Annotated in this window: 21 protein-coding genes and 1 tRNA gene; 15 read left to right on the forward strand and 7 right to left on the reverse strand. The window is 66.4% G+C overall.

Going from position 1 to position 19,980, the window contains the following annotated elements:
• Positions 1-23 precede the first annotated feature (23 nt).
• The 5 genes from ACMGRF_RS19640 (at position 24) to ACMGRF_RS19660 (ending at position 6,652) form a co-directional block, all read left to right on the forward strand.
• Complete coding sequence (locus tag ACMGRF_RS19640) at positions 24-2,732, forward strand: peptidoglycan-binding protein (protein WP_180879416.1); 2,709 nt, start codon at positions 24-26, stop codon at positions 2,730-2,732.
• Between the two features lie 94 nt (positions 2,733-2,826).
• The gene (gene dusA / locus ACMGRF_RS19645; protein ID WP_049412601.1) at positions 2,827-3,858 is read left to right on the forward strand and encodes a tRNA dihydrouridine(20/20a) synthase DusA; all 1,032 of its coding nucleotides are present in this window, start codon (positions 2,827-2,829) and stop codon (positions 3,856-3,858) included.
• Positions 3,859-4,070: 212 nt separating this feature from the next.
• On the forward strand, positions 4,071-4,445 hold the full coding sequence (locus tag ACMGRF_RS19650) for a hypothetical protein (RefSeq protein WP_049412599.1): 375 nt from the start codon (positions 4,071-4,073) through the stop codon (positions 4,443-4,445).
• 73 nt (positions 4,446-4,518) lie between these two features.
• Positions 4,519-5,202 (forward strand): response regulator transcription factor, encoded by a 684-nt coding sequence (locus tag ACMGRF_RS19655; RefSeq protein WP_004136763.1) that lies wholly within the window; start codon positions 4,519-4,521, stop codon positions 5,200-5,202.
• 25 nt (positions 5,203-5,227) lie between these two features.
• Positions 5,228-6,652 (forward strand): sensor histidine kinase, encoded by a 1,425-nt coding sequence (locus ACMGRF_RS19660; RefSeq protein ID WP_014645620.1) that lies wholly within the window; start codon positions 5,228-5,230, stop codon positions 6,650-6,652.
• An 85-nt stretch (positions 6,653-6,737) separates the two neighbouring features.
• Here the strand turns inward: ACMGRF_RS19660 and ACMGRF_RS19665 are convergent, their stop codons facing one another.
• Complete coding sequence (locus ACMGRF_RS19665; RefSeq protein WP_198994679.1) at positions 6,738-7,529, reverse strand: zinc-dependent peptidase; 792 nt, start codon at positions 7,527-7,529, stop codon at positions 6,738-6,740.
• Positions 7,496-7,780 carry a hypothetical protein gene (locus ACMGRF_RS19670; protein ID WP_049412595.1) on the reverse strand — a complete coding sequence of 95 codons (285 nt, stop codon included), beginning with the start codon at positions 7,778-7,780 and terminating at the stop codon, positions 7,496-7,498. Before ACMGRF_RS19670 ends, ACMGRF_RS19665 begins: the two co-directional genes overlap by 34 nt.
• Before the next feature lie 144 nt (positions 7,781-7,924).
• On the opposite strand from ACMGRF_RS19670, the gene birA reads away from it, so the two are divergent.
• The 4 genes from birA to ACMGRF_RS19690 all read left to right on the forward strand — a co-directional run bounded on the left by birA (position 7,925) and on the right by ACMGRF_RS19690 (position 10,607).
• Complete coding sequence (birA, locus tag ACMGRF_RS19675; RefSeq protein ID WP_099488192.1) at positions 7,925-8,893, forward strand: bifunctional biotin--[acetyl-CoA-carboxylase] ligase/biotin operon repressor BirA; 969 nt, start codon at positions 7,925-7,927, stop codon at positions 8,891-8,893.
• On the forward strand, positions 8,890-9,621 hold the full coding sequence (locus ACMGRF_RS19680; RefSeq protein ID WP_099488059.1) for a type III pantothenate kinase: 732 nt from the start codon (positions 8,890-8,892) through the stop codon (positions 9,619-9,621). Before birA ends, ACMGRF_RS19680 begins: the two co-directional genes overlap by 4 nt.
• Positions 9,622-9,630: 9 nt before the next feature.
• Positions 9,631-10,491: an SPOR domain-containing protein gene (locus ACMGRF_RS19685; RefSeq protein WP_180879337.1), complete on the forward strand. Its 861-nt coding sequence runs from the start codon at positions 9,631-9,633 to the stop codon at positions 10,489-10,491.
• A 40-nt stretch (positions 10,492-10,531) separates the two neighbouring features.
• Positions 10,532-10,607: transfer RNA gene (locus ACMGRF_RS19690), tRNA-Thr, on the forward strand.
• Between the two features lie 111 nt (positions 10,608-10,718).
• Here ACMGRF_RS19690 and ACMGRF_RS19695 read toward each other — a convergent pair.
• The 3 genes from ACMGRF_RS19695 to ACMGRF_RS19705 all read right to left on the reverse strand — a co-directional run bounded on the left by ACMGRF_RS19695 (position 10,719) and on the right by ACMGRF_RS19705 (position 12,794).
• Positions 10,719-11,504: a hypothetical protein gene (locus ACMGRF_RS19695; protein WP_152904764.1), complete on the reverse strand. Its 786-nt coding sequence runs from the start codon at positions 11,502-11,504 to the stop codon at positions 10,719-10,721.
• A 54-nt stretch (positions 11,505-11,558) separates the two neighbouring features.
• A complete protein-coding gene (locus ACMGRF_RS19700; protein ID WP_049412586.1) occupies positions 11,559-12,014 on the reverse strand; it encodes a hypothetical protein in 456 nt (151 codons plus the stop codon).
• Between the two features lie 375 nt (positions 12,015-12,389).
• Positions 12,390-12,794, reverse strand: a complete 405-nt coding sequence (locus ACMGRF_RS19705; RefSeq protein ID WP_049438548.1) for a hypothetical protein — start codon at positions 12,792-12,794, stop codon at positions 12,390-12,392.
• A gap of 595 nt (positions 12,795-13,389) precedes the next feature.
• On the opposite strand from ACMGRF_RS19705, the gene ACMGRF_RS19710 reads away from it, so the two are divergent.
• Positions 13,390-14,160: a DUF3011 domain-containing protein gene (locus tag ACMGRF_RS19710; protein WP_414485506.1), complete on the forward strand. Its 771-nt coding sequence runs from the start codon at positions 13,390-13,392 to the stop codon at positions 14,158-14,160.
• Between the two features lie 58 nt (positions 14,161-14,218).
• Entirely contained in the window at positions 14,219-15,163 is a 945-nt protein-coding gene (locus tag ACMGRF_RS19715) for an ankyrin repeat domain-containing protein (RefSeq protein ID WP_262257535.1), read from the forward strand.
• Positions 15,164-15,285: 122 nt separating this feature from the next.
• Here ACMGRF_RS19715 and ACMGRF_RS19720 read toward each other — a convergent pair whose 3' ends face one another.
• Complete coding sequence (locus ACMGRF_RS19720) at positions 15,286-15,735, reverse strand: hypothetical protein (RefSeq protein ID WP_414485507.1); 450 nt, start codon at positions 15,733-15,735, stop codon at positions 15,286-15,288.
• 272 nt (positions 15,736-16,007) lie between these two features.
• On the opposite strand from ACMGRF_RS19720, the gene rocF reads away from it, so the two are divergent.
• The 3 genes from rocF (at position 16,008) to ACMGRF_RS19735 (ending at position 17,653) form a co-directional block, all read left to right on the forward strand.
• Positions 16,008-16,928, forward strand: coding sequence for an arginase (gene rocF, locus ACMGRF_RS19725; RefSeq protein ID WP_005420594.1), 921 nt, complete (start codon positions 16,008-16,010; stop codon positions 16,926-16,928).
• A 163-nt stretch (positions 16,929-17,091) separates the two neighbouring features.
• Positions 17,092-17,229: an entericidin A/B family lipoprotein gene (locus ACMGRF_RS19730; protein WP_019661832.1), complete on the forward strand. Its 138-nt coding sequence runs from the start codon at positions 17,092-17,094 to the stop codon at positions 17,227-17,229.
• Positions 17,230-17,431: 202 nt separating this feature from the next.
• Positions 17,432-17,653, forward strand: a complete 222-nt coding sequence (locus ACMGRF_RS19735; RefSeq protein ID WP_019661831.1) for a CsbD family protein — start codon at positions 17,432-17,434, stop codon at positions 17,651-17,653.
• Positions 17,654-17,719: 66 nt separating this feature from the next.
• Here ACMGRF_RS19735 and ACMGRF_RS19740 read toward each other — a convergent pair whose 3' ends face one another.
• Entirely contained in the window at positions 17,720-18,520 is an 801-nt protein-coding gene (locus ACMGRF_RS19740; protein WP_049412572.1) for a hypothetical protein, read from the reverse strand.
• Positions 18,521-18,628: 108 nt separating this feature from the next.
• Between ACMGRF_RS19740 and ACMGRF_RS19745 the strand changes: the two genes are divergently transcribed.
• On the forward strand, positions 18,629-19,921 hold the full coding sequence (locus ACMGRF_RS19745; protein ID WP_049412569.1) for a tryptophan--tRNA ligase: 1,293 nt from the start codon (positions 18,629-18,631) through the stop codon (positions 19,919-19,921).
• The last annotated feature ends 59 nt before the right edge of the window (positions 19,922-19,980 follow it).

Below are 19,980 nucleotides of genomic sequence, written 5' to 3' on the forward strand. Positions count from 1 at the left end.
CTCCACGGACAAGGAAGTAAGACATGCCAAACAATATTGACACCCGCAACCTGGACGCCACTGCCGGCGCGGTGTTCTTTGCTGTCGGACGCGGCACCGAAGGTGGTGGATCGTCGTACCACCTCAGCATTGCTGGCATCACCAAGCACCTGAACGAGCCGCAATGGGGCACGGTCAGTGCGGTAAGGGACAACAGCGGCTATTCACTGGGCACCATTCAGGTGGATTTCGGCCAACGTGGCGAGTGGCCGCTGGGCGCGACGCAGGAGCGCAAACTGAAGCCGGGCGAGACGACGTATGTCGATGGGGTCATCGACCAGGCCAGCGCCTACGCCAAGGCACACAACCTGCCCTTCACGCATGATCGCCCTGACCTGCGTGCGGATCTGCTCAGCCACGGCAATGGCGAGGGAAAGCGCTCATCCATCCGCTTCATCGATGCACCAACGCGTGACAGCATCAATGCTTGGGCCGGCTCGGCGGAAGGCAAGCAGTGGATTCACACCCACATCGATTACCCGCAGGTGCGCAATGCCACGAATATCGCCATGACCATGCTGGACAAGCATGGCAGCGGCATTGCCGAAGACAAGCGCTTCGAGGCCATCGCATTGATTGCCAAGACCGCCAACCAGCTGCCGGGTCGGCTGGATGACCTGGAAGCGGTGCTCAAGCGCGGTGGTGACTACCAGGAACTGCGCGACCAGGCCGCTGCCATCCGCCAGCGCACCCCTTCCTATGCCGGGTTGGCTGCCGCCGATGTCGCTGCCAGGTATGAAGATGCCTATGCGCAGCATTCCGCCGAAATGGATCGCGCGCACCTGAAGGTGGGGCGCCGAGATTTCGCGCCCGCCACCGAAGGCAGCGACCCGGATATCCAGGTGGCGCTGCAACAGGCGCGAGCGCACGGGCACGGTGGCGGTGGTCCGCAGGTATTGAAGGAGGGCTCAAGCGGCCGCGCGGTGGAAAAGCTGGAACACAACCTGCACACACTGGGCTATGGCGGCGCAGGCGCGCAGGCCATCCATCCCGACCGACAGTTCGATGCCACTACCCGGAAGGCCGTCGAAGCGTTCCAGCGCGATCATGGCCTGACCCCGGTGGATGGCAAGGCCGGTCCGGCAACGCTGGGTGCGATCGATCGCGAGGCACGCGCACTGCAGGCTGACATGGTGGCGTTGGGGCTGACCGATGCACAGGGCAAAGCGATTACCGCCGATGGTTACCTGGGGACAGGGAGCCAGCACGCCATCAACACGTTCCAGCAACAGCACCATCTGCCGGTCACTGGCATGGCCGACGCAGGCACACGCAGTGCGATCCAGGCCGAAGCGGCACAGCACCGCCCTGCAACGCCGACACCGTCCGCACCCGCTGCGCCTGCTGCACCGGCCGCGGCACCTGCACCCGGCGGCGAGCGCATCTCGGTGGTAGAGCCGTTCGGCAATGGCGGCAGTAACCGCATCCTGCGCCACGGCATCAGTGGCGAAGAAGCGTTCCGCGAACTGAAGATCCACCACCCCAACACCAACGCGGCTGCCGTTCGCGCGGGCGATGCCAGCCGGGTCGACCGTAGCGCGGAGATGGTCGAGGGCGAGCTGGAGGCCGTGCGCCGGCGTGGTGACGTCAACAACATTCCGCTGGTGCAGAAGGACCTGATCCTGACCGACCGGTCAGGCGGGCGCAATCTGATGGTTCCCAGTCCGGTCGCCGGCTACGTCCAGCTCAACAACGACGGTACCAACTCCATCAGCATCTACAGCCATCCGGTCGGCGACGCGCGCCGCGAACTGGTGGGCCAGGTGCTGCACGGCGCGCGCGGGTCCATTCCATACAAGACCGGGGATTTCGTCGAATACGGTGCGCCGCTGGTGCGGCAGTCGGACGTGGGCTCGCCGGGTGCAGTGCACGCGCACATCGAAGTCGAGCCGGACCAGTACCGTCGCTATCTGGGCGACATCCTCAACGACCGCATCACCCTGGGCGGCAAGGTCCACGCGCAGGGCCCCGAGGCCGCGCAGGCGGAACGCAGTGCACAGCAGGCGCCGATGGCCGATGGCGTGCTGAAGCAGGGCGAGCGCGGCGATGAGGTCAAGGCCTTGCAGGGCAAGCTGGCGGCGCTGGGCTATGCCGGGGCCGATGGCAAGCCGCTGCACGCCGATGGTGTGTATGGCAAGGACACCTTTGCGGCGGTCAAGCAGTTCCAGGCCAACAACGGCCTGGACGACGATGGCAAGGCAGGCCGCAAGACCCTGGCGCAGGTCGATGCCCCCAACGCGGTCAAGGCCGGTACCGCGCCGGCGGCACCGGCCCGGGCCGAACCGGCGGCGCCGGCCAGCATGCGCGACGCCGGGCACGCCGACAACGCGCGCTTCGGCCAGGCGCTGGGCAAGCTGCAGGCGCTGGAGCAGCAGCGTGCCCAGGCCGGCCTGAAGCCACTGTTCGCCAACCCGCAGGAGGTTGAGCGGGCGGCCGGCCAGCTGGCGTACGAAAGCAAGGTGTCCGGGATGCGCCAGATCGACCATGTCGTGGCCCGCCCCGACGGCACCGGTCTGTTTGCGGTGCAGGGCGAGCTGGGCGACCCGGCGGCGCAGCGGACCTTCGTCGACCGCCAGCAGGCGGTATCGCACTCGGTCGAGGCCAGCAGCCGGCAGAGCGAAGCGCTGGACAGCCAGTTCAACCAGCGTGCGCAGGAGCAGCAGCAGGAACAGGTGCGCAACCGCGGGTTGTAAGCCACGCGGCGACCCCGGGGCCGGTCGAGCGGCCAGTCCCGGCGCCACCCGCCGCCGTTCAGCCGTCCGGTGTAAACTATTGATCTCACTGGCAATGCCAGTCTCCCCGATCAACACCCCGATGACGTCCGCCACCGCCCGTTACGCCGATTCCCTGCGCCTGTCCGTGGCCCCCATGATGGACTGGACCGACCGCCATTGCCGCGTGTTCCATCGCGTGCTGGCACCGGGTGTGCGCCTGTACACGGAAATGGTGCACGCCAATGCGGTCATCCACGGCGATCGCGAGCGCCTGCTCGGCTTCGACCGCAGCGAGCAGCCGCTGGCGCTGCAGCTGGGCGGCAGCGACCCGGCGCTGCTGGCGCAGGCTGCGCGCATCGCGGCGGAGTGGGGCTACGACGAGGTCAACCTCAACTGCGGCTGCCCCTCCGACCGCGTGCAGGCCGGGCGTTTCGGCGCCTGCCTGATGCGCGAGCCGGTGCTGGTGGCCGACTGCGTGGCGGCGATGGTCGACGCGGTCGAGATCCCGGTGACGGTGAAGTGCCGCCTGGGCGTGGACGAGGACAACGACTACGACGTGTTCGCCGCCTTCGTCGACCGCCAGGTCGCCGCCGGTGCCGCAATGGTGGTGGTGCATGCGCGCAACGCGTGGCTGAAGGGCCTGTCGCCGAAGGAGAACCGCGAGGTTCCGCCGCTGAAGTACGACTGGGCCTACCGTCTGAAGCAGGAGCGCCCGGCGTTGCCGGTGGTGCTCAACGGCGGCCTGGCCAGCATCGAGGCGGTGCAGGCGCAGGCCGCGCATGTCGATGGCGTGATGCTGGGCCGCGCGGCCTACCACGACCCCTACCTGCTGCATCAGCTGGAGGCGCTGCAGACCGGCGCCCCGTTGCAGGCGCGCGGTGACCTGCTGCGCACGCTGCGTCCCTACGTGGAAGCGCGCCTGGGCGAAGGCCTGGCACTGAAGCACATCACCCGCCACCTGCTCGGCCTGTTCCACGGCCAGCCCGGTGGCCGCGCGTTCCGCCAGGTGCTGAGCGAGGGCGCGCACCGCCCGGGCGCCGACTGGAGCCTGGTCGAGCAGGCGCTGTCGGTCACCGAGCGCGAAGCCGATCGTGCCGCAGCGTGACCGCAGTCACATTCCTGACTTGACAAGGGACGGCGATTCGTCCCGAATGTTCACCTAGCTGAACATCGCAGGGCTGCGGCCGGAAAAGTTCAGACCGGATTCACTGCCCCAAACCAAGAATTTGCAAAGGAATTGTAAAGGCCGGGTCCCGCACCCGGCTCCCGGATTTACGACTTTTGAACGAATCGCCCTGCTCGGCTAGGATCGCATCGATGTCTTCCGCTCCCTTCCATTGCCGCATTGCCCTGGCCACCTGCGTGGTGCTGTCGGCTGCGCCGCTGTCGTCGGCGCTGGCGCAACAGCCGCCGCGCGGCGAGCAGGCACGGGCGGAATTGATGGATCGGGGAGAGCGCGGCAACCGTGGCGACGAGCGTTCGCTGTCCGATGCCGTGCGCCGCGTGCAGCGCAGCACCGGCGGCCACATCCTCGGCGCCGAGCGCGTGCCGTTCGATGGTCGTGATATCAACCGGGTGAAGTACATGGACGACCGGGGCCGGGTCCGCTACATGGACGACCCCGCCCCGTCGCGTTCACAGCCGCGCACGCCGCGGTCGGATATGTCATCACTACGCGGCGATAACCCCTGAACAGGGATAGTCGTCGCTATCAACCCGTACCCCACAGGCCTCCGGGCCACACCCAGGACACTAGGGAGAGTTCATGCGTATCCTTCTGGTCGAAGACGAAGCCCCGCTGCGTGAGACCCTGGCAGCCCGGCTCAAGCGCGAAGGCTTTGCCGTCGATGCTGCGCAGGACGGCGAGGAAGGCCTCTACATGGGGCGCGAAGTTCCGTTCGATGTCGGCATCATCGACCTCGGCCTGCCCAAGATGTCGGGCATGGAGCTGATCAAGGCCCTGCGCGACGAAGGCAAGAAGTTCCCGGTATTGATCCTGACCGCGCGTTCGAGCTGGCAGGACAAGGTCGAGGGCCTGAAGCAGGGCGCCGACGATTACCTGGTCAAGCCGTTCCACGTCGAAGAGCTGCTGGCCCGCGTCAACGCGCTGCTGCGCCGCGCCGCCGGCTGGAGCAAGCCGACCCTGGAATGCGGCCCCGTCGCCCTGGATCTGGCTGCCCAGACGGTCAGCGTGGCCGGCAGCAATGTCGACCTGACCAGCTACGAGTACAAGGTCCTGGAGTACCTGATGATGCATGCCGGTGAACTGGTCTCCAAGGCCGACCTCACCGAACACATCTACCAGCAGGACTTCGACCGCGACTCGAACGTGCTGGAGGTCTTCATCGGCCGCCTGCGCAAGAAGCTGGACCCGGACGGCGAACTGAAGCCGATCGAGACCGTGCGCGGTCGCGGCTACCGTTTCGCGATCCCGCGCAACGAGGGCTGAGCCGGCTCACCCTGGCGATAACACGATGTCCGGCCGTCTGTGGTTCTTCCGACGCTGGCGGCCGCGCTCACTGCAGGCGCGCCAGATGCTCGCCGCGTCCGTGGGCCTGGTCGCGTTCCTGGCCCTGGCCGGCTACGCGCTCGACGCCGCCTTCGCCGATACAGCGAAGGCGAACCTGCGTGAGCGCCTGAAGAACTACGCCACCTCCTACGCGGCCGGCATCGACTTCACCCGCGACCGCTCGCTGTACATCCGCGAGCAGCCGCCGGATTCGCGCTTCGACGTACCTGGCAGTGGCCTGTACCTGCAGGTGGTCATGCCGCACGGCAAGGGCAATTCGATGTCCGCCGAAGGCCCGATGCTGCCCACCGTGGGCGGCGGCCTGCTGGCACCGCGCCAGGAAGTGTTCGAAGGCCCACTGCCGATGATCCAGATCGATGGCAGCCAGGGCTCGGTGTACCGCTATGGCCTGGGCCTGGTGTGGGGCGCCGACGCCGACCCCGCCACCGAATTCCCGTACACCATCTACGTGATGGAAGACTCGCGCGCGCTGGGTGCGCAGCTGCGCGTGTTCCGTGGCCGCGTCTGGTTCTACCTGGGCGGCATCGGCCTGATCCTGCTGCTGCTGCAGACCGTCATCCTGCAGTGGAGCCTGCGCCCGCTGCGCCGCGTGATCACCGAGCTGACCAAGGTGCAGCGCGGCGAGACCGAGCGTATGAGCGAGCGCCACCCGCGCGAGCTGGAACCGCTGACCGACAGCATCAACGCTTTCATCGAAAGCGAGCGCGAGAACCTCGAGCGCCAGCGCAACACCCTGGCCGACCTGGCGCACAGCCTGAAAACGCCGATTGCGGTGTTGCGCACGCAGATGGACAGCGGCGCTGGCGATGGTGCGCTGCGCGAAGAACTGGACGTGCAGCTGCAGCGCATGAACAACCTGGTCTCGTACCAGCTGGCACGTGCGGCCTCGTCCGGCCACAAGCTGTTCTCCGCGCCGCTGCCGATCGAGTCCAATGCCGAGGAAATCGTGCGTGGCCTGGAAAAGGTCTACGCCTCCAAGGGCGTGCTGTGCGAATTCGATATCGACCCGGCCGCACGCTTCCACGGCGAACCGGGTGACCTGCAGGAACTGCTCGGCAACCTGCTGGAGAACGCCTTCAAGTGGGCCAACCGCCGCGTGCTGCTGACCGCGCAGCCGCTGCCGGCGCCGAACGCGCGCCGCGCCGGCCTGCTGCTGGCGGTGGACGATGATGGCCCGGGCATCGCCCCGGACGACATCGGCAAGGTACTGCAGCGCGGCGTGCGTGGCGACGAGCGCGTGCAGGGCCACGGCATCGGCCTGTCGATCGTGCAGGACCTGATCAAGGACTACCGCGGCGAACTGACCGTGGGCCGTTCGGCCGAACTGGGTGGCGCCCGCTTCGAAGTGCGCTTGCCGCCGGGGCCGTAAACCTCGTTGATCGGTAGTGCCGGCCGCGGGCCGGCAACCAAGCAATGCCATCGAAGAGCATGAGGGTGCCGGCCAGCGGCCGGCACTACCGTATTGCGATGCTGGGCGGCTCGCCGTAGAACCGCCGCAGCTGCGCGGCCACCTCCGGCCACGCCTGCTGCAGCAGATCCGGTGCCGAGAAGTGGTACTCGCTGGCCACCGCGAAGAACTCCTCCGGCGCCTCGGCCGCATACGGGTCGATCAGCGTTTCCTCGCCTGCGTCCACCTGCGCGCAGAAGGCGTCGTAGGCGCGCTGGAACGTGGCCGCCCACTCGCGCTGCCATTGCCGCGGCAGTGGCGGTGTGCCGTCCATCGCGCCATCCAGCGCATCGAGCTTGTGCACCATCTCATGCACCGCCACGCAGTAGCCCTCGTGCGGCGCGGCCAGGTCGGCCTGCACGTCGGCCCAGGACAGGATCAGCGGACCACTGTCCCACGACTCGCCGATCAGCTCGTCATCCCACTCGTGCAGCACGCCGGCCGCATCCATGTGGCTGCGGTGCACGCGGAACGCATCCGGGTAGACGATCAGCTGCGACCAGCCTTCCAGCCCCACTTCGCCGAATTCCAGCAGCGGCAGACAGCACAGTGCGGCCAGCAGCACGCCATCGCCAGCCTGCAGTTGCAGTTCGCCGACAGGGGTAATGGTCTTCTCATGCAGGAAGCGTGTGGCCAGCACGCGCAGTCGCGCGCGGCGTTCATCGTCCAGGCCGCGCAGCCAGGCCGCGCGGCGGCAGGCGTCTTCCCAAAGCGCATCGTCGATCGGCCGCGGCGAGGGCCGCAGCCACTGCAGCAACGACTTGATCAGCGGAACATTCCCGGCAGGTAGCTGTGCCACTTCGGCGCACGGATGCGCTGCAGCACGTCGTCGTCGCTGCCGCCGCCCCCGGTGCTGGTGGCACTGCCGGCCGCAGGGCGTACCGGTGCCGGCTTGGTGGTCGCAGCCGAGGCGGTCGCGGTCGGCGCGCGCTGCGAGGCGGCATCGCCGTTGGAGGACACGCAGGCGCCCCGGCTGTCGTCCAGCGCTGCCGTTGCAGACGCCGCGAAGGGCATCATCAGCAGGATCAGGCAATGGGCATAACGGCGCATTGACGACATCCACGTTAAGGGAGGGTGAGTTCCCGATTCTAGCCCGAACCCGGCGCCCCGTTGGAAGCCCCGGCGGAACCCAGCGTGGCAGGCGTCGCTGGCGGCTTTCCCGCATAATTCCTTCCTGACTTCGTGGAAGCTGCCGTGGACGATCGCCAATTGCTGGCCAAACTCGCTGCCGGTCGCCTGTCCGGCGACGCCCTGGCCCGAGAGCTGGGCCAGACCCGGGCGGCTGTTTGGAAGCGTATTCAAGGGCTTAGGGCCGCAGGTGTGGACATCGAGGGCCGTGCTGGCGAGGGCTATGGCCTGACCCGCCCGGTCGACCTGCTGGACCCGGCGGCGATCCGCGCCGGCCTGCCTGCCGATGCCCAGGCCCTGCTGCACGACCTGCAGGTGGCCTGGACGGTGGACTCCACCAACGCCGAATTGCTGCGGTGCAGCGCGCCCCAGCGCGGGGTCAGCGTCCTGCTGGCCGAACGCCAGACCGGCGGCCGCGGCCGTCGTGGCCGCACCTGGGCCTCGCCGTTGGCCGCGCATATCTACCTGTCGGTGATGCGCCTGTACTCCGGCGGCCTGGGCCGCCTGGCCGGGTTGAGCCTGGTGGCCGGCATCGCCGTGGCCGAAGCGCTGCACGACCTGGGCTACACCCAGGCGCAGTTGAAGTGGCCGAACGACCTGATCGTCGATGGCAAGCGCAAGCTGGTCGGCCTGCTTGCCGAGGGCGGTGGCGAATACGCCGGCCCGGCGCGCGCGGTGATCGGCATCGGCATCAACACCCACATGCCGCCGTCGTTCGGCGAGCAGATCACTCAGCCGTGGGTGGACCTGGATACACTGGCCGGCAAGCCGGTGGACCGCAATGGGGTGGTTGCTGCCGTGCTGGCGCGGTTGCTGCCGGCGCTGGAAGAATTCGATCGCGAAGGCCTCGCTCCGTTCCTGCCGCGCTACGCCGCCTTCGACATGCTGGCCGGCCGCGAAGTGCGCGTGGAACTGGAAGGACAGTGGCAGCACGGTACCGCGCTCGGCCTGGCCGATGACGGCGCATTGCGCGTGCGCATCGATGGCCAGGAACGCCTGCTGCACGCCGGCGAAGTCAGCGTGAGGGCCGCATGAGCGATTGGTTGTTCGACCTCGGCAACTCGCGCTTCAAGTTCGCGCCGTTGCAGGGTGACCGTGCCGGTGACGTACAGGCCTGGGCGCATGGCGCCGAAGGCATGGCCGGGCAGCCGCCGCACAGCCTGCCCAGCGGCCGCACCGCGTTCGTGGCCAGCGTAGCGGCACCGTCGCTGACCAGCGCCATGCTGGACCAGCTGCAGCGCCGCTTCGAGCATGTGCACGTGGTGCGCACCAGCGCCGAATGCGCCGGTGTGCGCATCGCCTATGCCAAGCCGGAAAAGTTCGGCGTCGACCGCTTCCTGGCCCTGCTGGCTGCCGCAAAGGCACAGCGCCCGGTGCTGGTGGTCGGCGTGGGTACCGCATTGACGATCGATCTGCTCGACGCCGACGGCCAGCACCACGGTGGCCGCATCTCCGCATCGCCCACCACCATGCGCGAGGCATTGCACGCGCGTGCGGTGCAGCTGCCGGCCACTGGCGGCGACTACAGCGAGTTCGCCAACGACACCGCCGATGCGTTGGCCTCCGGCTGCGATGGCGCCGCGGTGGCGTTGATTGAACGCAGCGCACAGCAGGCGCACACGCTGCTGGGTGTGGCACCGTCGCTGCTGGTGCACGGTGGCGGCGCACCGGCGCTGATGCCGTTGCTGCCCGGTGCCGACTACCACCCCTCGCTGGTGCTGGATGGCCTCGCCCGCTGGGCGGTGCACCAGCCCGCGCGCTAGTATCCGCGCATGCTGACCCGTGCCCTGATCGTCGTACTGGCCATCCTCAACCTTGGCGTCGCCTGCTGGTGGCTGCTGCGCGATGCACCACAGAAGCCTGCGCCGCCACCGCAACCCGCTGGCGTGGCCGAGCTGCGCTGGGTGCCCGGTGGCGTGGATGCCAATGCCGCAGCCGAGGCCACTGCCACCGCCCCGACCGCACCGCTGATGGAGCGCGAACCGGCCGCGAAGACCGCGGTGGCTGCGACGCCCGCGCCCGCGCCCGCGCCGGCCGTGCCGGCCCAGCCGGAAGTTCCCAAGCCGCAGGTGGCTGAGGCTGCGCCGGTTGCTGCCGCTGCCAAGCCGGGAACACCGCCCGCAGCCGTGCCGGCACCTGAAAAACCCATAACCCCGCCCTCGGCCGCCGAGCCGCCGCGCTGCGTCGCGCTGGGCCCGTTCGCCGACCGCGCCGCCGCGAGCAGCGCGCAGGGCAAGGCCGGCGCGCTGCTCAGCCAGGTGCGCCTGCGCGAACAGCCCGCTGCCAGCGGCAGCGCCCGTTACCGGGTGCTGCTGCCGGCCGCCGCCAACCGCGACGAGGCCCAGGCCACCGTGAAGCGCATCATCGCCGCCGGCCTGAGCGACTACTACATCATCAGCCAGGGCGAGGAGGCCAACGCCGTGGCGCTGGGCCAGTACCGCAACCGCGAAGGCGCCGAACGGCGCATGGCGGCGGTGCAGGCCGCCGGGTTCCAGCCGCGCCTGGTCGCCAGCGGCGACGCCGGCCAGTGGTGGCTGGAAGGGCAGCTGGCAGCGGGTACGCAGCCGGCCCAGGCCCAGCAGCGCAGCGGGGCAGCACAGAGCCGGTCGCTGGAATGCGCAAGGTTGCGCTAGAATCCCCGGACCGCGGCACTGCCGCCGGTGCACCACCCATGCCGCTTTAGCTCAGTTGGTAGAGCAACTGTCTTGTAAACAGTAGGTCATCCGTTCGATTCGGATAAGCGGCACCATCTTCGATCTCGTGGCATCCGCGCATGTCCATGGAGAACAATCAACCCGCTGCAATGGCGGGTTTTTTTGTGCGCTGCTGTTCTGGAAATAATGTGAGTCTGGAGGCATGTTCAACGCGACCTCGTAAGACCCCTTCTGAGTTGGCTGCAACGCTGGAGCATACGTTCGCCAGATTGCTCATTCATTTGAATGCGGCCATCTGCGAGAAGGGGATAGGTCTCGAGACGGACGCGATAGGCCGCTTGCGAAGACAGCTGCACTGCATCGTCGTCCGTGCCGATGGCGGCTCCAGGCAGCGAATCTTCTCGAACAACGCCATTCACCTGAAGCTGTGCGCAGATGCCGGCGTAGTAGGCGATGCGTTCATCAAGCGCCTGAGGGTGTCTTGTGGCATGACCTAGCGCATGGAATGTCTCGTGTGCGACCAGATCGACAAGGTTCGCAACAGTCCGTTCGCGGTCGTCATGTATCGAAGCCGCAAGTGCCAACGTCTTCCCACCCGAGAACGATCCAAAAGTGCGCGACTGTATAGTCGCGGCGGTATCCGTTGGCGCGAGAAGGATCCTGTATCTGTTCGCCTTTGCTTCTATCCATGATTCGGAGAACCTTGCTGCTGCATCAATGCGCTTGCAGGTATCTGCAGCATCAACCTGTGATCCTGCAGCCATCATGAGCACGATTTCGTGCTGGGTATGCGTGCACTGAAACGAATCCAGAGGCGGCAAGCTTCTGTGCCCCGGAACAATGGACAGGGACCGGAAGTAGCGGAATGGCCCGAGAGGCGTGGACACCAGCTCGGTGTAGCCATCCGGCGGGATGCCTTGTGGCAATCCGATCGGTGTGGCACAGCCTGCCAGGAGGGAGGTTGCGAATGCGGCGAGTACGACTCCTTTCATCGCTTCTCCCAAAGGTGCGGGTGCTCAAGGTGCACCCGCATCTCCTGTTGTTTACTACATCTCCATGCACAAGTGCGGCGACGGGTGGTTGACGCAATCCCGTCCTTCGAACTCCAGGTAGTAGCTCGCCTTGATAATGCCCTCCTGTTTGGCTTGCCCAGCGATAACCTGCGGGCCACTACCGTATGCCGAATGGAAGGGGAGCAGGTCGTAGCTCAAGGCATCACCATTACCCACATTGGCGTATATCCAGGCATTCACGGCGTTTGGGTCTGCAACTCGGATCACTGTGCCTGTCCTGACCCATGAAAACATCTGGGACGCGCTGATTGCGCCCGTAGCGACGTTCTTTACCCGAAGTACCGCATTGCCCGTGGCAGGATACGGTATGGTTGATCCGGATGTATCCAGCTCAAACGTCGCGGCATCTGGGAGTGCGCTGAGAGACGACAGCAGGGAGTTGTAGATGCTCCTCTTCCCACCACCGTCCCCTTCCCAGATAACTTCCATACCCGCCTTGCACTCTCCGCCACCTGCTTGTTTTCCACTGCACTCGCCATAAGCTCGAACACTCTTCAGGGTGCAACCTGTGAACAGGAGTGCGCTTCCCAATGCGATAGTGGAGGCGGCCAATATGCTCTAGGAATTCATTCTCATGCTAGATCTCTCCTTGGTCTAGAAGGATGCGTGGTGCATCGTGGTTTCGAAACCACGCGGAGCAGTTGACATGAGATCGACAGGGGTGGATGTGACTTCGGTCTTGGTATTGAGTATCTGTCGATGTCGTCGAGTATCACCCTCGGTAATGAGTCGCGCGTGTGCGAGTGCAAGGAAACATTCCACAACGAAGTAGAATCCAAGCGGTTGTGCAGATGCTCTCGCCAGCTACCTCCCACCCACCTGCAACGCCACATACTCCGCCAGCCCCCGGCAGGCCAGCATCAGCCCCTCGCGCGTGCCGTCGCCGATGTCGTCCTTCTCTTCCCCGTCCACGCGCACGCGCTCGGCGGCGTGGTACAGCTCCAGCAGTGACACCAGGCCCACTGCGGCGCGGTCCCTGCGTGCAGCAGCCACGGCGTCGCCAGGTGTGCCTGCCGGTCCCTGCCACGGCTGTCCATCGGCGGCATCACCGGCGCGGATGCGCTGCAGGCAGCTGGGCAGGTTGATGGACGCAGGCGCTTCGTTCGCAGCGGCGAAAGCGGCTTCCAATGGCTGCGCCAGTTCAGGTGGCAGGCGTAGAGCCGCCTCGCCGAGAGTGGCGGTCAGGTACGGGTGGCGGGTTCTGGACATGCGGGCATCCTCGGCAGGAACAGAGATGCCACCGGAGAAGGGTGGCGGGCGATGCGTGGCTTCCAAGACCGGAGATCGATGAGCCGGCGGGCACAGGGCCCCCACGCACCGCCCGCCGTCGATCGGCGAACGGATTGCCAGCCGGCGCCGCTCTTGGGAGGACGACGCCGGCTGGCAAGCGTATACAGCTTCAATCAAACGGGCTTGGAAGACCCGACCACCTGTGCAGGTGGCGATTCATCATGCGCACGCGAAATCCCCGCCTGCCAGTCGTTTGTTTCGATGGCATCGGGTGATCTGAAAGGAAAAATGAATTATCGCGTTTGGCCCGTTTCGAGCATCGCAATGCCAGAAGCGACATATCGCGCGGGGCTGCAACCAACGACGAATCCTGGTGCGTCATTGCTGTCGCATAGCCCTTCATGGCCCAGGAAGTAAAGCTGGCTTAACTTCCCCGGCAGGGCTTCCAGAACACGCTACCAGACATGAATCCCCACGCGCACCGCCCGGATCTTGATATTCCTCACGGACCGCCCGCAGCGCCCACCGCATACTGCCGCTAACGCCCACCCTGGGGCCCCTTCGGGATCCGCACATGCGTCGCCATGCCCTGTCGCTCACCGTCGCACTGTTGTCCACCGCGTTCGTGGCCCCGGCCATGGCCGCCGTGCCGTTCTTCAACGCCAGCTGCCCGGGCGGCATCGATGTGCACGCTGACGAAGGCGGGCCGGTCTACGTGCAGGGCCGCGAGGCCACGCTGAAACGCTTCAACGACCGCTATTTCGAAGCCCGCGACGCCAACAGCGGCATCACCCTGTCGATCAGCCGCAGCGATGACGGCACGCCGCAGATCAGCTACACCGGCCGTGGCGGCGCCAATGGCATCTGCCAAGTCAGTAGCAGTGGTGCGCCTGCGCCCGCCGCAAACAGCGTTCGCCCTCGCGACGCTGCCGCCGGGGATGCCGCGCTACCCCGCGAAGTCACCTGCGAATCCACCGGGCAGCAGCAGGTGTCGTGCGATCTGAATACCCGCGGCAATGTGGAAATCGTGCGCCAGCTCAGCCACACCCGCTGCGAGGAAGGCAAGAACTGGGGCCTGTCGCGGCACTCGGTGTGGGTCAATGGCGGCTGCCGCGCGGTGTTCCGCAATGTGTCTTCGGTGACCACTCCGGCGCCGGCAGGCGATACCGCGTTGCGCGCCTGCAACATGCGCAAGGGCGCGCAGGGCACGCTGGTGACCCAGATGCCGGTGGGCAGCGATTACCAGGAACTGATCATCGATTATCCCGATGGCCGTTTCCTGTGCATGATGCGCAACAGCGGCCAGGTGCAGAGCCTGACGCCGGTTCGCCGCCGCGGCGGTTGAGTTCATCGCGCCAGCGGCCTTATGGTGACCGCCCATACACCCGTCTGGTGGCACCTCCATGTCCCATCTTCTGGCCAAAGCAGCTGAGAAGCAGGATCTCGCCCGAATCGACGCGCTGCTGGATGAGGGTGCCGATATCGAGTGGCGGCACAAAGGCACGGGGCGCACGCCGCTGCTATCGGCTGTGATCGCCGGGAAGGCTGACTCGGTGGAGCGGTTACTGGATCGTGGCGCCAACATCCAGCACGCCTGCACTGCACTGGGTTACACCGCGCTGGGTTGGGCTGCCAACGCAGGCGATACGGAAATCGGACGTGTGCTGATTGCTCGCGGCGCATTGCTGGATGCTGCTTCGCCGGAATCGAGGTACACGCCGCTGATGTTGGCGTCTTCGGGCGGCCATCTCGCGATGGTCGAACTGTTGCTGGATAGTGGAGCTGCCGTCGCACCGTTGAACTTCGAGGGGACAAACGCACTGGCAATGGCCGATGCCCGCAAGCACGAAGACGTAGTGGCGCGTTTGCAGTTGGCGGGGGCGCAGTTGCCGCCGCCGTTGATAGAGGCGCCGGCGCTTGAGTGGCCCGAACCAGACGCCGAAGGTGAACCCGCCTCAGTGGTGCGTGGCTATTTGTTGGCCTATTACGAATGGGAAACGCGTGGCTACAAGGATTCCCGGTCCGGTGGCAACCTTCTGCGAAGCTCCGGCTTCCAGCAGGAGAAAGCGGATATTTTGACAGCCTGGTGCACCGACCGCCAACGTGTGTACTCGACTGGAATTTCAGTCGGCAGCCCCCGACGGTACGTGCCGGATGACCTACTGGTATCAGTTGCGAAGCTTGGGGTCTCGAAGGCGGAAGTGCTGGTACGCGACGATCCTCAGAAGTCGAGTTCCTTGCGTTACGAGCACTTGTTCGTACTCAGACGCGTGAGTGGACAGTGGCGTATCGACGTGTTGAAAAGGCGCCCGTTCCGAGTTGAAAAGTGGTCGTCGGCGATCCTCTAAGCGCGGCCCTCCAAGCGGTCGGTCACCAATCTTCCGCCGCAGTAAAAGCCGTCGCAGGCCGACATGACCGCCGTCGGCCGCGACTCTATAGGGGCAATGCGGCATACATTGCCCCTGTCCCGCTATTGCTGATTCACCGGGTCATTGCCCTTCTTGTAGGAGTACCCGGTGACATCCCAGCCGCCGCCATGGCCGGATGAGGGTTCCACCCAGGTGAATTCCCATGTCTGGATGGAACCATCGGGAAGCAGGTTTTCCACCCGGTAGATCTCACCGGGAATGCCCTGCTCCGGCAGCTTTCCGGGAATCGATCCGTCCGAGCGTGCAGACGCGCCTCCTACGGAGAACGCCCGCCGTTCCACCTGTACGCTGCCATAGCCCTGCGGGGCGAACGTCGGCTTCACCCGCTGCGCCACCCAGTCGAGCACTTCGCGTGCGCCCGCCGTCTTGATGGGGTACGCGTCGGTGGTCACCGTATGCGTGATGCGTTGCGAGGGTGCACTGGCAGCGGCGGGAAACAGTCCGCCCAGGGCAATTGCCAGTACCGCAAGTCCATTGAGTGCATGTTTCATGCGCGTGGTGCTCCATGAGTGAGGAAGTGATGCGGCACCTTCAGGGTGCCGATGCAGCCTGGACACAACAACAGCCTTGCGTAAGAGGCGAAACCGACCGGGATGTGAAGCGGGTCGCGGAAGATTGAATGTCTGACGATCCAGCGCTGGAAAGCCTGACCGGTAAGGGCCACCCGTTCCTGGCGATCTTACCCTCGGCCTGCTGCACCGCCGCGAGTGGTGTCACACAGCTCTGGCTAGACTGTGCTTCTTTTTCCGCGCAGGAGGCACCCATGGCCCATCCCATTTCCGTATCCCTGATCGGCGTTCCCACCGATGTCGGTGCGGGCCATCGCGGTGCACGGCTGGGGCCGGAAGCGCTGCGCGTGGCGGGCCTGCCGGAGGCGCTGGAAGCGCGCGGCGTGGACGTGCGCGACGTGGGCAACCTGGATGGCCCGCGCAACCCCTGGACCGCGCCGGTGGAGGGCTACCGCCACCTGGATGAGGTGGTGGCCTGGAACCGCGCACTGATGGAAGCCAGCTACGCCGAGCTGCAGGCCGGGCGCATGCCGATCATGCTCGGTGGCGACCATTGCCTGGGCATCGGTTCGATCACCGCGGTCGCGCGGTGGTGCCGCGAGCAGGGGAAGAATCTGCGCGTGCTGTGGCTGGACGCGCATTCGGACTTCAACACCAGCGATGTCACGCCGTCGGGCAACATCCACGGCATGCCGGTGGCCTGCCTGTGTGGCCTCGGCCCGGACGCACTGACCCGCCTGGGTGGCAGCGCACCGGCGATCACCCCGGCGCAGATGCACCAGATCGGCATCCGCTCGGTGGACCCGGAAGAGAAGCGCCTGATCAAGACCCACAAGGTGGATGTCTATGACATGCGCTACATCGACGAGAACGGCATGAAACGCGCGGTGGAAGCGGCGCTGGCCGGCATCGATGAGAACACCCACCTGCATGTCAGCTTCGATGTGGATTTCCTCGACCCGAGCATCGCGCCGGGCGTCGGCACCACCGTGCCGGGCGGGGTGAACTACCGCGAGGCGCAGCTGGTGATGGAAATGATCGCCGACACCGGGCGCATGGGTTCGCTGGACATCGTCGAGCTCAACCCCTTGCTGGACAAGCAGAATGCCACCGCCGAACTGGCCGTGGACCTGGTGGAAAGCCTGTTCGGCAAGTCCACCCTGATGCGCGACTGACCGCCCCCTGCTGAACGGATAGCCGAACCGTTCACGCCCGCTCCACGCCGCTGCCGCCAGATTGCACTTCACGCGGCGGCAGTGGGCATTGGTGCCCTCCCGCCGAGCGAGAGAATCCCATCCGCGAATGAAGCGGTATAGCGGCGAACCCAAGGAGAAGCCCATGAAGCGCGTAGTTGCCCTGATGCTGTTGTCGATGTTCTCGGTGGCCCTGCTGGCCGGTTGCAACACCGTGGCCGGTGCCGGCAAGGACGTGCAGAAGGCCGGTGAGAAGGTTGAGGATGCCGCGAAGGGCAACTGAGCCCGGTGCGGAACGGAAAGAGAAAGGCCGGGGATCATCCCCGGCCTTTTTTTATGCCCGCTGCCACGCACGGCTGTGCAAGCGGAGTGAACCATTCAAGCAGGTGAGCATCTATTTCATTGCCGGTTGACCGGTATTCAACAGCCGCTGCGCGAAGCTGGAGCTACGGTAAGAACGCCGTTGCAACCAAGGACTCCCAGCAATGAACAAAGACATCATTTCCGGCAAGTGGTCGCAGCTGAAGGGCAAGGCCCAGGCCAAGTGGGGCGATCTGACCAACGACGATTTCGATGTGGCCGAAGGCAATGCCGAATACCTGGCCGGCCGCCTGCAGGAACGTTATGGCTGGGCCAAGGACCGTGCCGAGAAGGAAGTCAGGGATTTCGAAGACAGCGTGCGCAAGGACTACCCGGACTACAAGTAAGCGCGACGGATTCCCCCACAGCACAACGCCCGCACCGTGAGGTTGCGGGCGTTGTGCTGTCTCCGCTCAGCGTGCCGGCGGGTCCGGCACGTAAAGGTTGGGGAAGGCCTGCGGTTCGCGCGGCAGGCGCGAGGGCGCATCGACCAGGATGCCGCGCGCACGCAGGTTGCGGGCGCTGTCGTAGCGCAGCTGCAGAACCTGCGCCGGGCTGCGGCTGGCCCGTTCGAAGTCGGTATCGCGCACCGAAGATTGTTCACGTGCGCCGTGGCCGGTGCCCAGCGCTGGCGCCTGCGACTTGCTGGCATAGCCCTCGATGCGGCTGGCACTGGCGTCGGCGGCAGCCTCGGCTTGCGCGGTTGGGGCCGGCAGCGGCACGCCACGTCGCAGGATCGGCTGCGGGTACCAGCGACGCGCCTCCTCGAACACCGCCACGCCGACCACGCCGATGTTGTCCGGGCGGCCAGTGCGGCTGGCATAGCTGCCGCTGGGGCTGCTGAACACGAACTGCGCCACTTCGTCCTGGCTCTTGCGCCAACCGGTGATGTCGGCGCGCTGGCCGGGATTGAGCACGTAGCCGGTCTGCGAGGGATCGGCATCCTCGCCGGAGATGGCGTTGACGCCGTCCACCGACAGCACTACCAGCACCCGGCGCGGGCTGTCGTTGTACAGGCGCACGGCGTAGCGGTGGCCGCGCTCGCCAGCCACCCAGCGCTGGCCCTCGGCGGGGTAGCTGCGCAGTTCGGTGCCGCGGTCGCGGTCGACCAGGGCCATGCGCACGGGGCCGCCGTCGTACACCGGCGGCGGCATGGGCGCCGGGCGGAAGCCGGCCAGGGGCAGGATCAGCAGCAGGGGCAGCAGGCGTTTCATCGGGCGTCTCCAGCGGGGTTGCGTGAATGAACGCGCCGCGGGCCCTGACGGGGTTGGTGGCATGCAAGGTAAACTGGCCCCGTTCATCGAAGGTTACCCCACGCAGTCATGACCACCCGAGTCCTTACCGGCATTACCCCCTCCGGCACGCCCCACCTGGGCAACTACGTTGGTGCCATCCGTCCGGCCATCGCGGCCAGCCGCGCGCCGGGGATCGAGAGCTTCTTCTTCCTGGCCGACCTGCACAGCCTGATCAAGTCGCAGGACCCGCAGCGCACCCAGCGCGCGACCCTGGAGATCGCGGCCAGCTGGCTGGCCTGCGGCCTGGACCCGGAACACGTGTGGTTCTACCGCCAGAGCGACATCCGCGAGACCACCGAGCTGATGTGGTTCCTGACCGCCATCGCCAGCAAGGGCATCCTCAACCGCGCGCACGCCTACAAGGCAGCGGTGGACAAGAACCGCGAGGAAGGCGTGGACGAGGACGCAGGCGTCAGCGCCGGCCTATTCATGTACCCGGTGCTGATGGCGGCCGACATCCTGATCTTCAAGGCCAACCAGGTGCCGGTGGGCCGTGACCAGATCCAGCACATCGAGATGGCGCGCGATTTCGCCCAGCGCTTCAACCACGTGTACGGCAAGGAGTATTTCCCGCTGCCGGACGTGGTGATCGACGAGCAGGTGGCGACGCTGGCGGGCCTGGATGGCCGCAAGATGAGCAAGAGCTACCACAACACCATCCCGCTGTTCGTGCCGCGCGAGGAGCTGAAGAAGCTGGTGTTCTCGATCCTGACCGACTCGCGCGCGCCGGGCGAGCCAAAGGACACCGAGGGCTCGGCGCTGTTCCAGATGTACCAGGCGTTCGCCACCCCGGAACAGACCGCCGAATTCGCCAGGGCGTTCGCTGCGGGCATCAGCTGGGGTGACGCCAAGCAGCAGCTGTTCGAGCGCATCGACAGCGAACTGTCGCCGCTGCGCGAGCGCTACAACGCGCTGATGGCCGAGCCGGAGAAGATCGAAGCGCTGCTCAAGCGCCGTGGCCAGCAGCTGCGCGAGCAGCTGGCGGCGCCGCTGCTGGACGAGCTGCGCCATGCGGTGGGCCTGCGTGACCTGTCCAGCGCCGGCGACATCGCCAGTGAGGACGCGGGCGTGGCCCGTGTGGCACCGCCGCAGTTCAAGCAGTACCGCGAGAAGGATGGGCGTTTCTACTTCAAGCTGACTGCTGGTGACGGCACGCTGTTGATCCAGAGCGAAGGCTTCGATTCGCCACGTGATGCCGGCCAGCTGATTGCCGTGATCAAGCAGGCCGAGCAGGGCGACCAGCTGCAGAGCGAGCTGTTCAAGCTGGACGCCGAGGTGGACGCGGTGCTGGCCGCCCTGGCCGCGCTGCGCGAAGCGTAAAGGTAGTGCCGGCCGCTGGCCGGCAACTGCATGGGAAACGCCGGCCAGCGGCCGGCACT

The sequence above is a fragment of the Stenotrophomonas sp. EMP41 genome, assembly GCF_047495535.1.
In the GTDB taxonomy this organism is placed as follows: domain Bacteria; phylum Pseudomonadota; class Gammaproteobacteria; order Xanthomonadales; family Xanthomonadaceae; genus Stenotrophomonas; species Stenotrophomonas sepilia.

Bases quoted from the DNA above. Each gene is read 5' to 3' on its own strand.
- rocF (WP_005420594.1), top strand. From the start codon at position 16,008: ATGGCCCATCCCATTTCCGTATCCCTGATCGGCGTTCCCACCGATGTC.
- ACMGRF_RS19700 (WP_049412586.1), bottom strand. From the start codon at position 12,014: ATGGAAGTTATCTGGGAAGGGGACGGTGGTGGGAAGAGGAGCATCTAC.
- ACMGRF_RS19655 (WP_004136763.1), top strand. From the start codon at position 4,519: ATGCGTATCCTTCTGGTCGAAGACGAAGCCCCGCTGCGTGAGACCCTG.
- ACMGRF_RS19685 (WP_180879337.1), top strand. From the start codon at position 9,631: ATGCTGACCCGTGCCCTGATCGTCGTACTGGCCATCCTCAACCTTGGC.
- ACMGRF_RS19730 (WP_019661832.1), top strand. From the start codon at position 17,092: ATGAAGCGCGTAGTTGCCCTGATGCTGTTGTCGATGTTCTCGGTGGCC.
- ACMGRF_RS19705 (WP_049438548.1), bottom strand. From the start codon at position 12,794: ATGTCCAGAACCCGCCACCCGTACCTGACCGCCACTCTCGGCGAGGCG.
- ACMGRF_RS19710 (WP_414485506.1), top strand. From the start codon at position 13,390: ATGCGTCGCCATGCCCTGTCGCTCACCGTCGCACTGTTGTCCACCGCG.
- ACMGRF_RS19650 (WP_049412599.1), top strand. From the start codon at position 4,071: ATGTCTTCCGCTCCCTTCCATTGCCGCATTGCCCTGGCCACCTGCGTG.
- dusA (WP_049412601.1), top strand. From the start codon at position 2,827: ATGCCAGTCTCCCCGATCAACACCCCGATGACGTCCGCCACCGCCCGT.
- ACMGRF_RS19680 (WP_099488059.1), top strand. From the start codon at position 8,890: ATGAGCGATTGGTTGTTCGACCTCGGCAACTCGCGCTTCAAGTTCGCG.
- ACMGRF_RS19715 (WP_262257535.1), top strand. From the start codon at position 14,219: ATGTCCCATCTTCTGGCCAAAGCAGCTGAGAAGCAGGATCTCGCCCGA.
- ACMGRF_RS19695 (WP_152904764.1), bottom strand. From the start codon at position 11,504: ATGAAAGGAGTCGTACTCGCCGCATTCGCAACCTCCCTCCTGGCAGGC.
- ACMGRF_RS19720 (WP_414485507.1), bottom strand. From the start codon at position 15,735: ATGAAACATGCACTCAATGGACTTGCGGTACTGGCAATTGCCCTGGGC.
- ACMGRF_RS19660 (WP_014645620.1), top strand. From the start codon at position 5,228: ATGTCCGGCCGTCTGTGGTTCTTCCGACGCTGGCGGCCGCGCTCACTG.
- ACMGRF_RS19745 (WP_049412569.1), top strand. From the start codon at position 18,629: ATGACCACCCGAGTCCTTACCGGCATTACCCCCTCCGGCACGCCCCAC.
- ACMGRF_RS19670 (WP_049412595.1), bottom strand. From the start codon at position 7,780: ATGCGCCGTTATGCCCATTGCCTGATCCTGCTGATGATGCCCTTCGCG.
- ACMGRF_RS19740 (WP_049412572.1), bottom strand. From the start codon at position 18,520: ATGAAACGCCTGCTGCCCCTGCTGCTGATCCTGCCCCTGGCCGGCTTC.
- ACMGRF_RS19735 (WP_019661831.1), top strand. From the start codon at position 17,432: ATGAACAAAGACATCATTTCCGGCAAGTGGTCGCAGCTGAAGGGCAAG.
- ACMGRF_RS19640 (WP_180879416.1), top strand. From the start codon at position 24: ATGCCAAACAATATTGACACCCGCAACCTGGACGCCACTGCCGGCGCG.